Annotated in this window: 12 protein-coding genes and 1 pseudogene; 10 read left to right on the top strand and 3 right to left on the bottom strand. The window is 67.8% G+C overall.

Features of this window, described 5'->3' with window-relative positions:
• Positions 1-68 precede the first annotated feature (68 nt).
• The 3 genes from G8760_RS12850 to rimO all read left to right on the top strand — a co-directional run bounded on the left by G8760_RS12850 (position 69) and on the right by rimO (position 3,406).
• Positions 69-677 (top strand): DUF7711 family protein, encoded by a 609-nt coding sequence (locus G8760_RS12850; RefSeq protein ID WP_166351583.1) that lies wholly within the window; start codon positions 69-71, stop codon positions 675-677.
• A 187-nt stretch (positions 678-864) separates the two neighbouring features.
• The gene (locus tag G8760_RS12845; RefSeq protein WP_166351581.1) at positions 865-1,842 is read left to right on the top strand and encodes a type IV toxin-antitoxin system AbiEi family antitoxin domain-containing protein; all 978 of its coding nucleotides are present in this window, start codon (positions 865-867) and stop codon (positions 1,840-1,842) included.
• Positions 1,843-1,939: 97 nt separating this feature from the next.
• The gene (gene rimO / locus G8760_RS12840; RefSeq protein ID WP_166351579.1) at positions 1,940-3,406 is read left to right on the top strand and encodes a 30S ribosomal protein S12 methylthiotransferase RimO; all 1,467 of its coding nucleotides are present in this window, start codon (positions 1,940-1,942) and stop codon (positions 3,404-3,406) included.
• A 35-nt stretch (positions 3,407-3,441) separates the two neighbouring features.
• Here the strand turns inward: rimO and G8760_RS12835 are convergent, their stop codons facing one another.
• From G8760_RS12835 to G8760_RS12825, 3 genes are all read right to left on the bottom strand, one after another.
• Positions 3,442-3,642, bottom strand: coding sequence for a hypothetical protein (locus G8760_RS12835; protein ID WP_166351199.1), 201 nt, complete (start codon positions 3,640-3,642; stop codon positions 3,442-3,444).
• A 103-nt stretch (positions 3,643-3,745) separates the two neighbouring features.
• Positions 3,746-5,425, bottom strand: a complete 1,680-nt coding sequence (locus tag G8760_RS12830; protein ID WP_166351577.1) for a hypothetical protein — start codon at positions 5,423-5,425, stop codon at positions 3,746-3,748.
• Positions 5,401-6,150, bottom strand: coding sequence for an ATP-binding cassette domain-containing protein (locus G8760_RS12825; protein ID WP_166352067.1), 750 nt, complete (start codon positions 6,148-6,150; stop codon positions 5,401-5,403). Before G8760_RS12825 ends, G8760_RS12830 begins: the two co-directional genes overlap by 25 nt.
• A gap of 200 nt (positions 6,151-6,350) precedes the next feature.
• Here G8760_RS12825 and G8760_RS12820 point away from each other — a divergent pair, with 200 nt between their 5' ends.
• The 7 genes and pseudogenes from G8760_RS12820 to G8760_RS12790 all read left to right on the top strand — a co-directional run bounded on the left by G8760_RS12820 (position 6,351) and on the right by G8760_RS12790 (position 11,535).
• The gene (locus tag G8760_RS12820; protein WP_166351575.1) at positions 6,351-6,950 is read left to right on the top strand and encodes a CDP-alcohol phosphatidyltransferase family protein; all 600 of its coding nucleotides are present in this window, start codon (positions 6,351-6,353) and stop codon (positions 6,948-6,950) included.
• Positions 6,951-6,981: 31 nt separating this feature from the next.
• Positions 6,982-7,497 carry a CinA family protein gene (locus G8760_RS12815; RefSeq protein WP_246222529.1) on the top strand — a complete coding sequence of 172 codons (516 nt, stop codon included), beginning with the start codon at positions 6,982-6,984 and terminating at the stop codon, positions 7,495-7,497.
• A gap of 134 nt (positions 7,498-7,631) precedes the next feature.
• Positions 7,632-7,901, top strand: a pseudogene (locus G8760_RS30560) (helix-turn-helix domain-containing protein); the annotation flags it as partial.
• Between the two features lie 112 nt (positions 7,902-8,013).
• Positions 8,014-8,568 (top strand): flavin reductase family protein, encoded by a 555-nt coding sequence (locus tag G8760_RS12805; protein WP_166351571.1) that lies wholly within the window; start codon positions 8,014-8,016, stop codon positions 8,566-8,568.
• Between the two features lie 176 nt (positions 8,569-8,744).
• Positions 8,745-9,644, top strand: coding sequence for a glycoside hydrolase family 16 protein (locus tag G8760_RS12800; protein WP_166351569.1), 900 nt, complete (start codon positions 8,745-8,747; stop codon positions 9,642-9,644).
• Between the two features lie 36 nt (positions 9,645-9,680).
• Complete coding sequence (locus tag G8760_RS12795) at positions 9,681-10,508, top strand: AraC family transcriptional regulator (protein WP_166351567.1); 828 nt, start codon at positions 9,681-9,683, stop codon at positions 10,506-10,508.
• A 112-nt stretch (positions 10,509-10,620) separates the two neighbouring features.
• Complete coding sequence (locus G8760_RS12790) at positions 10,621-11,535, top strand: alpha/beta hydrolase (protein WP_166351565.1); 915 nt, start codon at positions 10,621-10,623, stop codon at positions 11,533-11,535.
• The last annotated feature ends 1 nt before the right edge of the window (position 11,536 follow it).

Here is an 11,536-nt window from a genome sequence, read left to right as displayed (position 1 = left end):
GTGGGGGCGGCAAGCGTTCAGCGCACCTGGCCAATGACGGACCACCGAATGTCGGGCACAATGCCGGTATGCGTCGTGCGACAGCGATCCGCCGGCTGTATACGCTCGCCGAGGGTTGCGAGCAGGTCCGCAGGTTTCCGGTCGAGAAGCCGGTGCTGATCGCCGCCTATGCAACCGGTGATGTTCTCGAAGCGGTGCCGGAGATCGAGTTCGTGCACGTCGTATTCGTGCTCGATGTGCCGGCCAGCGAGCTGGTGTGGGGGACATACCCGCCGGAGCACACGTCGTGGCTTGAGTACCAGCTTCGGCTGGATCGGACTCCGGTGTCATATCGGCTCAGGCCGTCGGCTTGGCCGGTGTGGAATCAGCACATCAGACGTCCACTGAAGTTTTGGTCGCTGGACGGGACGGAGACCGAAGCGCTGGTGGCATTGTCGGCTGGTGACGCCGAGTCTTACCGGTTGCCTGCGCCGTCGCCGGAGGAGGAAGCGGCTCAGCTTGCGTTGGAACTTGATGCTAGCCGGGTCTACCTCCGGCACGTGCGTGATGAGTACTGGAAACGTGGATGGCGTTCCCAGCACAAGGGGTACGGCATCTATCCGGAGAACCATCTCTGGAATGCGGTCGACGGCTATTTCGATCTCTTGGACGCGGTAGGCCAGCGCGACGGCTCGTGACGTCGACGTCTGGTGCCTGGTGCGGTGAGCGCTCGTTGGAAACCGCTCTCTGCGTGGATGCGGCGAGCGCTCAGCGCACCAGGCTGGCCACCTGCCCACTGACGGCGGAGTTGGCCGCGGCGCTCCTGTGGATAACTTGTGGATAGCCATTTGCGGTGTCGAGCTCTGCCGGGAAGGATCGGCGGGCATGATAGGTATTGCCGGGGTCGGCAAGGTCGCGGACCTGATCGCAAACGGACTGTCCAAAGCCGCCATCGAGCATGCCTACCGGACCGGCGCCATCGTGCGGGTTCGCCGCGGTGTCTACTGCGATCGGACCATGTGGGAGAAGAGCGCGACCACGCCGGCTGACCGGCACGCCATTGAGGTCTATGCCGCTTGGCTCGCCATTGGCAAGCGTGGCTGGGCCAGCGGCTACTCGGCGGCCTTGCTGAACGACCTGCCGGTGCCGAAAGGCCAACCGGACGTGGCTGAGCTGTCCGCGATCCCGCGGGCACGTGGCCAGCGTTCCTACCCCGGCCTCCGAGTGCGTACCGCGAGCGGGCTGCGCGAAGGTGAAATGGTGGTGGCACGCAACGTGCCCTGCGCATCGCCGGCACGAACATCGCTGGATATCGCCCGCAATCAGGGGTTTGCCGCCGGGCTGGTCGTTGCCGACGCCGGACTGCGCCGTCAGGCCATCGACTCGGATGAGCTGGTCAGGGTCGGAGACAGGATGACCGGCTGGTCGAACACACGGCAGGTTCATCTGGTGACCGAACACGCGTCTGGACTGCGGGAGTCGCCTGGCGAGTCCGCCTCTTTCGCGGTCTTCGTCGAGCTCGGTTTCCCGCTTCCCGAATGCAACGCGTGGGTGATCGGCGACGGCTGGGGCGGTGTCCGGTCCGACTTCCTCTGGCGGCGCCACCGGCTGGTCGGTGAGGTCGACGGGTTCGTCAAGTACGGTGAGTCGTTGTACGGGCCGCGGGACCGAGTACTGGTCGAGGAGAAGAAGCGGCAGATGCGCATCGAGGAGGCCGGGTTCGTCGTCGTGCGGTGGACGCCGGCCGAGATGATGTACCAGCCGCGGACCGTGCTGGACCGTATCGTTCGGCAGTCGAAGATCGCGTCGAAGATGTTCGGCGTGCCGTCCGTCGCGTTCGATCGTTCTGGCCTGGTGCGGTGAACGCTCGTTGGAAACCGTTATTTGGGTGGATGGGGCGAGCGCTCAGCGCACCAGGGTTAATCCCATCGAGCCTCATCCCGGTAACCTGGTGACTCTCATGAGCGAACACTCCGTCGCAATCGTCACGCTGGGCTGCACTCGTAACGAGGTCGACTCCGAAGAACTCGCGGGGCGCCTCGACGCTGAGGGTTTTCAACTCGTCGACGACCCCGCCGAGGCAGAAACCGTCCTGGTCAACACCTGTGGCTTCATCGAGCAGGCCAAGAAGGATTCGGTCGACTCGCTGTTGGCCGCGGCCGACCTCAAGGACGACGGCACCACCAAGGCCGTCGTCGCGGTCGGGTGTATGGCCGAACGTTACGGCAAGGAACTAGCCGATTCCCTCCCCGAAGCCGACGCCGTCCTCGGCTTCGACCACTACACCGACATCGGCGAGCGGCTGCGTGGCATTCTCGGCGGGACCACACATGTGCCGCATGCCCCCAGAGACCGCCGCAAGCTGTTGCCGGTGGCTCCGGTCGAGCGCCAGGACGCCGCCGGGGCGGTTCCGGGGCACAACACGGTTGTTCCGTCGGCGCCCGACCTCCCCGCTGGGTTGGCGCCGGTCTCCGGGCCCAGAACGGTCCGGAGGCGACTGGACGGTGGTCCCACGGCGCCGCTGAAGCTCGCCAGTGGCTGTGACCGGGTGTGTTCGTTCTGCGCGATACCGATGTTCCGTGGCTCGTTCCTGTCCCGTCGTCCAGCTGACATCCTCGCCGAGGCCCGGTGGCTGGCCGAGCAGGGGAGTCGGGAGTTGTTCCTGGTCAGCGAGAACTCCACGTCGTATGGCAAGGACCTCGGCGACATCCGGCTGCTCGAGTCTCTGCTGCCCGACTTGGCCGCCGTCGACGGCATCGAGTGGGTGCGGGTGTCGTACCTCCAGCCGGCGGAGATGCGCCCGTCGCTGGTGGAAGCGATGACGTCGACGCCGGGTGTGGTGCCGTACTTCGACCTGTCGTTCCAGCATGCCAGTGCCCCGGTGTTGCGGCGGATGCGCCGGTTCGGGTCTACCGAACCGTTCCTGGAGCTGATCGAATCGATCCGCCAGCAGGTCCCCACCGCGGGTATCCGTTCCAACGTCATCGTCGGGTTTCCTGGCGAGACCGACGACGACGTCGCCGAGCTCGACGACTTCCTCTCGCGCGCCCGGTTGGACGTTGTGGGCGTGTTCGGATACTCCGACGAGGACGGCACCGAGGCGGTCAAACTGGACGGAAAGCTCGACGACGACGAGATCGCCCAGCGTGTCGAGCACATCAGCGCACTCGTCGACGATCTCGTGACGCAGCGTGCCGAAGACCGGATCGGTGAGCAGGTCGAGGTGATGGTGGAGTCGGTCACCGACGGCCGGATCGAGGGCCGGGCCGCCCATCAGGGGCCCGACGTCGACGGGACCACCGAACTGCTCGGACCGGACGGCATCGATGAGGCTCGATGGTCGGCGGTTCCGGCCGTCGGTGACGTGGTTCCGGCCGTCGTCGCCGCTAGCGCCGGCGCGGACCTCACCGCCCGTCAGCTGCGTTGACAATGGCAGCGTGATCGTGACGCCGGCGCGACACACTAGAGCCAGTGATCGGCGGGGAGTTTGCCTTCGATGTCGCGGGCGTGGGCTCGCGTGCATCGCGGGCAGAGCCACACGCGACGCCCGCCCCGGATCTCCGCGGCCCAGGCGAGGGCGTCGATCGGGGTGTCGGACGACATGCTGCGGCCGCAGCTGAGACAGGACGGCGAGGGGTCGGCTGGAAGAGGATCAGCGCTCACCAGTTCAGCGTAGGCCGGGTCGCGGTGATCCGCACGGCGAACGGCGATCATGGTGGTTCACAACTATGGCGCGGCCCGCGAACGCCACCCCATTCGGCACCGATCAGGTGCGGGCCGGGGTGATCCGCCGCAGCAGCTCAGGGGCGTTGTCATCGAGGTAGCGGCCGCCGATCCGGCAGCCGACGCGCAGAAGGAGCAGTCCATACGCCGGGCCCGCTAGGAGCAACCCCCATCCCACCTCGGGCCGCCACCAGAGCGCGAATCCCAGCGTCAAGTACACCGGCAGCGACAGCAGGCCGACGGCTAGGCCACCGATGAACTGCTGGAGCACCACGACGACGTTGCCACCGCTGGGGGTGATGAACGGGTTGGCGCTGGCGGGAGGCGCGGGAAACGCGATGACGACGCTGGTGACGGCGGCGAGGGCCAGGCCGGTAAGGACGGTGGCCACCGACGCGCCGACCGCTGCGGGGATCAGGTCGGGACGGCCGATGAGGAGGCAGGTTCCGGCGGCGGCTCCGACGACGACGGGGACCGCCCACGTGGCCGTGCCGAGGGCCCGTCCGGCGCGGTCGACGTAGCCGGGGAGCGAGACCGCGAGGTGTGTCCACAGGGCGGTGCCGTCGTAGGCGGTGTGGTTGAGCATCATCAACCCGATCAGCGTGCCGACACCTGGTCCGGCCAGCACGAGGACCTCGTCCCGGTAGCCGACCAGCGACGGTCCGGCGACCACGCCGACGAGGATCACCGGGACGATCAGTAGGCTGACGCGCTGGCGTGGATCGCGCCACCACAGGTGCAGGATGCGTGCGGCCACCGCACCGGTGACCGTAGCCGGTAACATCCACCGAGCCCAACGCGGAGCCAATGTGTGCCCGGCGGGTGCGGTGCGGGGGCCGGCCCGGGGCCCCGATCCGGCCGCTGTGCCGCCGCTCTCGAGTGAATACCGAAGCGCCCGGTCCCAGATCAGCGCCAGGACCACTACGGCCGCGGCGAGGATGAGCAGGCGTAGTAGGCCGGTGGCCGCGGCACCACGCAGCGCGTCGTGTGGGGCGGCCCAGGCCGCTCCGAGGGGGGTCCACGCCAGCACCGTCGTGACGCGTTCGATGACGTCACGGGTGGCCAGCTGCGCCACGGACGGTAGGCCGAACTGCAGCAACATCACTGAGCCGATCAACAGCATCCCGATCATCGACACGAGGTCGCGCAGCCGCCGGGAACGGAACACCCCGGCCAGGACGGTGGTGACGGCCCGGCTCGCGACCACGCAGAAGGTGGTGGCCAGCAGGGCACCCACAGCGGCGTAGAGGACGGGTAGCGGACCCCGTGACCACGTGATCGTGGTGGCACCGGCCACGACGAGCATCGCTACCGCGGGGATACCGACGAAGCCCGCGGTCAGCATCCCAGCCAGAAGAGTCCGGCGGGGCAGGGGGAGGAGGGCGAACCGTTGTGGGTCGATCGACTCGTCGATTCCGAAGACGAGGAGCGGAAGCAGAAACCACCCGGCGACGACGACGCTGCCACCGGCGGTCAGGATGAGTGCGGCGTCGTCGGCGCTGGCCTGCCGTAACTGTGCGACGAGGTAGGCCCCGGTGATCGTGATCCCGCCGCCGGCGGCCACCCCCACCAGGCCGGCGATCAGGCGAGCGTTGGATCCCTTGAGTCCGTTGCCGAGCAACCGCAGCTTGAGGCCCACGAACAGGCGGAGCAGGGCCACGGTGCCCGGCCGGGGCGGTGTGGAGGCAGCTGGCGGGGTCAGCCCGGGGAGGGGCGCAACCACGCCAGGCCCTCTCCCAGGTCGCGGTGTCCGCCGACGAGTCCGACGAAGCGTTCTTCGAGTGAGCCCATGCCACGTACATCTACGAGCGTTCCGGAGGCCAGTACGCGGCCGCCGGCGATGATCGCCACGTGATCACACAGCTGTTCGACGAGGGCCATCACGTGACTGGACACGACGACGGTGCCGCCGCCCGACGCGAACGAGCGCAGGATGCTGCGGATGGTGGTAGCCGACACGGGGTCGACCGATTCGAACGGTTCGTCGAGGATGAGGATGCGCGGGCCGTGGATCAGCGCGCAGGCGAGGCCGATCTTCTTGGTCATACCAGCGCTGTAGTCGACGACCAGAGTGTCGGCGGCGTCGGCGAGAGCGAGTACGTCGAGTAACTCGGCGGCACGTTGGCGGGCGAGTTCCTGATCGAGTTGATGGAGCCGGCCGATGTATTCGAGCAGCTGAGCACCGGTCAGCCGGTCGAATAGGGCCATCCCGTCGGGAAGGACGCCGAGCAGTCGCTTGGCGGCCACCGGGTCGCGCCAGACATCGAGGCCGACGACGAAAGCGGTGCCGGCGTCCGGTCGCATCAGGCCGGTCGCCATGGACAACGTGGTGGTTTTGCCGGCGCCGTTCGGCCCGACGAGGCCGAAGAACGAACCGGTGGGAACGTCGAGATCCAAACCCGCGACGGCGACGGTGCGGTCGAACCGTTTGACGAGACCGCGCAGCATCAAGGCGGGTGGGGCACCCGGCCAGGTAGCGGCCAGGTGCTCTTCGGTGCCGGGAACCGAATCGGTGGACACCAGATCAGCCTATTCGGCGCACGGAACGGGGGATACACCCGATCGCCGTCCCGATCCGGCTCGGCGTCGCGATGGGGCACTCCGTACATGGCGGATCACCGGGGGTGTGCTCCCATTAGGCTGTCGGGATGGCCGACCTTCGCCGTTCGACGCCGCCGCCGCCGAGTGCGTGGAACCTGGCCAATGCGGTGACGGTGCTCCGGTTCCTGTTGGTTCCGGTGTTCGGCTGGCTGCTGTTGCGCTCTGGTGGCGACGACACCGCGTCGCGGGTCGCCGCCTTCGTGACGTTCACTCTCGCCATGCTCAGCGACCGGGCCGACGGTGAGCTTGCCCGGCGGCGCGGCATCATCACCGACTTCGGCAAGATCGCCGACCCGATCGCCGACAAAGCGTTAACCGGCATGGCGTTCGTCGGGCTGTCGATCCTTGGTGAGCTGCCCTGGTGGGTCACCGGGTTGGTGCTGGCTCGCGAGTGGGGCATCACGGCGATGCGGTTCGTTGTCATCCGGTACGGGGTGATGCCGGCTGGCCGGGGCGGCAAGGTGAAGACCGCCTTGCAGGCGGTGGCGCTGGGCCTGTACGTCCTGCCCCTGGGGGCCGGGTTTGACCCCGTGCTCTACGTCGCCATGACACTGGCGGTGTCAGTGACGTTGATCACGGGTGCCGATTACGTGCTCCAGGCGCTTCGGCTGCGCCGGGCGGCCAGCAACGGTTCGTCGGCCGGGTGAGAACACGTCGTCGAGCCGCCGACGGACGATCGTGAACGAGAGGGGAGCGGCCGTGTTGGAGGCCCAGGCCGGCGACGCCGTGCGGGTGTTGCGCGAACGCGGATTGACCATCGCCACGGCCGAGTCCCTGACGGGCGGACTGGTGTGCGCGTGGCTCACGTCGGTGCCCGGTTCGTCGGCTGTTGTCCTCGGTGGCGTCGTGGCCTATGCCACGTCAGCCAAGGAACTGCTGGCCAACGCGCCGGCGCAGGTGATCGCCGCCCACGGGGCGGTTGCGGAGCCGACGGCGGCGGCGATGGCCGCCGGCATCCGTTCCCGGCTGGGAGCGGACCTCGGAGTGGCCACGACGGGAGTGGCCGGTCCGACGCAGCAGGACGGCCACCCGCCGGGCACCGTCTACGTCGCCTTGGCATGGTCGGGTGGTCAGGTGGTGCGTTCGTTCGCCGGCGACGAGCGGCTGTCGGGCGACCGCCGCGCGGTGCGAGCCGCGACGGTACGCGCGGCCCTGGAGATGGTGTCCGCCCCGGGCCCACATCTCGTCAGCTGACCGGCTCCGGCGGGAATCGATGGCGAGCTCGACCCGTTATGTCAATGTGAACCTGCCTCGTCGCCGCGTTTTGCTCGACGCGCGGTACGGTGGTACTACGCAAGTGTCGAGACCGACCTTGAAAGGGGTGGCCCATGGTACTCGTCAGGCGCCTCATCGGTGACGTGATCCGACGCCGTCGGGTCGCTCAGGGCCGCACCCTGCGCGAGATTTCGGCAGCGGCACGAGTCAGTCTCGGATACCTCTCAGAGGTAGAGCGCGGCCGGAAGGAAGCTTCGTCGGAGCTGCTGGCCGCCATCTGCAAAGCACTCGACCTGCCCATGTCGGAGATTCTCCGCGAGGTCAGCGACGAGATGATGCGGGTAGAGGCGGCTGCGGTAGGCGCACTGACCGAGCTGCGTCCTCGCGAGGACTCCCGTCCGCGCGACGTCGTCGCCGTCGGCTGACGCAGCAGCTGTCGAGTTGCGGCCAGCAGCGTCGGAGCCTGACTGGGAGCGACGGCCATCGTGGCCATCGGTGCACGCGTTGGCGCCGGCCGGTGCGGACCGGCTCGAGGCCGCGGCCAGCCAGGAGCATAATTCGCGGTTCCGCGAGGCTATGGCGCGGCTGTCCGGCGGTGTGGCGGTGCTCACCACCTTGGACCCGATCGGCCGCGCCTGTGGGCTAACCGTGACGGCGGTGTCATCGGTGTCGCTGTCGCCGCCGCTCGTTCTGGTCTGCGTGAAGCGGGAAGGTTTCATCCATGACGCCCTGTTCGTCGCGGACGGCTGGTCGCTGACGTTTCTTGCCAGTGATCAGCTCGACGCGGCCGAGTACTTCGCCCGGCATCGATACCCGGGTGACCGGGATGACTTCAGCGCGTGGCCGGCCCGCCGCAGCAACACCGGCGAGTTCGTGTTGACCGGAGGGGTAGCTGCCGTGACGTGTGCGCCGTTCCAGCTCGTCGAGGCCGGCGACCACACGATCGCGATCGGCGAGGTGGTCCACGTCCCGGACGACATGACGGGTGGCACCCCGCTTGTCCACGGTGACCGGGCCTACTTCACGCCGGGTGGTCCTGCGCCGTCCTAGTGGGCCGAACCGCGCGGACCCTCGGGTGATCGTTGCTGCCTCCAGAGCGACACGAACCGGCAACGATCCCCGGTCGTGAGGGCCGAAATCCAGCAATGATCACGCACCGGGCCGAGGTTGGAGGATAATGCGGTCTAATGAGGGGGCTCCGGGGGACCAACACAGGTAGGCACGCCATGGTGGCAGCGCTGATACCGGCCATGATGGCGCTGTTCGTGCTGCTCACGGTGCCGGCCTCGATGCCCTATGAGGAAGACCCCGGCGACATCCCGGTGTGGGGTGTACCGGCCTGGCGAGACGAGTTCACCGGCGACATCGTCGATCCACACAAGTGGACGGTGTGGGATCGGTCCACCCACGGCAGCTACTCCTGGGACTGGGCCGTCCTCTCGGCCGACGCTGTCACCGTGGACGATGGCATGCTGCGGATCGAGATGACACAGCTGGACACCTCGGTGTATTCGGGCGAGAAAGAACGCTGGTGGCGTACCGGAGCGTTGGACACCGCCGCAACACACAACGAGCAGTTCGGACGCTGGGAGATCCGGGCGAAGATCCCCACCGCCGCGTCGAGCAGCAGCGGCGTGTGGCCGGCGTTCTGGTTGCGCAACGGCCCCGCACTGGGGGAGATCGACATCATGGAGGCGTGGGGTGATCCCACCGACCGGCCCAGGAGCCCGGACCTCGCCGAGACCTCGACGCTGACCTTGCACGAGCGGACCGTGGCTCCTTTCGGGGAGCGGGCGGCATGGACGTACGAACACCATGTGCCCGAGCTGTCGCCGCCGTACACCACCGCCGGCGATTTCCACACGTGGGCGATCGAATACACCCCCACTGACTTCAAGGCCTTCTTCGACGGTGTCCTCGTCGCCCACGTCACTCCGGACGGCACCCACGACACAACAGCGCTGCCGTGGGTGTGGGAGGAGACGTTCGACAGCCCGTGGCACATGCGGCTGACGCTGGCCATGGGAGATCCGTACTGGACGCCCGATCCACCGCCGGGAGCTGCGCCGATGCCAGCGGAGTTCCTCGTCGACTACGTACGCTACTGGGCCTTGCCAGCCGAGTAGTCGCATCGTAGCGTCTCCGGTGGAGGGTGCCCGGACATGCGAGTCGACCGTGCGACATACAACATCCAGCGTTGGCCCGGCATGCGTTCGGAGTACAGCTGGTTACCGCCGGACCGCGGCGTGACAGTGACCAAGCCGTTCCAGATTGGGGTGTCCTTCAGCACACACGATCGCCTCGTCTACACCGAAGGCGGCCGGGCACGGTACCTGGCGGTTCCGGCCGGATCCGTGTTCGTGACCGGAACCGATGAAGTCTCTTGGGCCGAGGTGCCCGGGCCCACGGAGGCGCTGGAGATCTACCCGGATCTCGAACTGTTGCGAACAGCAGCTGAGGTGGACGACGTCGCCGATGTCGAGATCGAACCAGCCGCGGCGGTCCGCGACGCCACGGTGTTCGGACTGGCCGCTGCGCTACGCCGGGCCCACCTGGCCCGGGCCGGAGTACCCGACGACATGTATGCGAGCACGCTGGCGCATCGGCTGGTCACACACCTGGTAGAGCACTACTGCCCTGCGCGGCTACGTCGCCGGCGTCGCAACGGCCGGTTGGACCGGGTGCTCGTCGACCGGATCGCGGCATTCGTTGACGATCGGCTATCTGAGCCCCTGGTCCTCGACGACCTGGCCGCACAGGCCCGGCTGAGCCCATTCCACTTCGCGCGCGCGTTCAAAGCGACGACGGGTCTGGCGCCACACGAGTTCGTCACGCTGCGCCGCCTCGAGCGGGCAAAGGCATTGCTGCTGAGCACCGGGTTGAGTGGGCCGGACGTCGCGTATGCGGTCGGCTACTCCAATGTCGGGCACTTCCGGCGGCTGTTGCGTCGCCACACCGGGTTCACCCCGTCGGCCCTGCGTTCACGGTGAGCTGATCCGGCACAAACAGCAAGATTCGACCCTCCAACGATGCTGGGCGTCGTGCGAACGTCACATATGACGGGCGCCGAAGAGCGCTTGAGCCAGACGGGAAGGTAGCTGCATGATCAGGGACATCACGCCGACGCCCATCGTGTTCACCAGCGGTGGCGACGTGGTAGCCGGTCGGGTGTACCGGCAGGCCGAGAAGAACACCGAACGTCAGCCGGCCGTGGTGATCGCCGGGTCGTGGCTGACCATCAAAGAGCAGATGGCCACCCGATACGCCGAGGCGCTGGCCCGCCGGGGGTACACCGCTATCACCTTCGACTTCACCGGCTGGGGCCAATCCGGCGGAGAACTGCGCCATGCCGAGGTGCCCAGTCGCAAGATCGCCGACATTCGCGCCGCAGCCGAGTATGTATCCACCCTGTCTTTCGTCCGGCCGGGGGAGCTCGGCTACCTCGGGATCTGCGCCGGCGCTCAGTACGGCGCGGCCGCGATCGCTACGGGGGCGGCCATCACGTCGTTCGCGAGTGTCGCTGGATGGTTCCACGACACCCCCTCCGTCGCTCCCTTCTACGGGGGCGACGACGGCGTCCAGCTGCGGCTGACTCGGGGGCAGCAAGCCCTCGACCGGTATCAGCGAACAGGTGAGGTCATCACGGTTCCCGCCTACGCCCCGGGCGATGAGCGCGCCGGAATGTTCATCGAGCTCGACTACTACGGCGATCCCGGACGTGGCGCGGTCCCGGAGTGGGCCAACGAGATGGCGGAGCTGAGCTGGTTACCCTGGCTCGGGTTCGATGGGATGGCGCAGGCAGCGCGGGTCTCAGTGCCGACGCTGTTCGTCCACGGCGACGGCTGTGTTTTTCCGGACAACATCCAGCGGCTGCGCGATGAGCTGGCCGGGCCGGTGGAGATGGTGTGGGGGGACGGCGGCCAGATCGACTTCTACGATCAGCCCGCACAGGTGGACTTCGCGGTCGAGGCCGTGGGCGTGCATTTCTCGACGACCCTCGCCCAGGCACGGCGATGAC

Source organism: Phytoactinopolyspora limicola, from assembly GCF_011320225.1.
Taxonomy (GTDB): Bacteria; Actinomycetota; Actinomycetes; order Jiangellales; family Jiangellaceae; genus Phytoactinopolyspora; species Phytoactinopolyspora limicola.
This window is presented reverse-complemented; position numbering and strand designations above follow the sequence as displayed.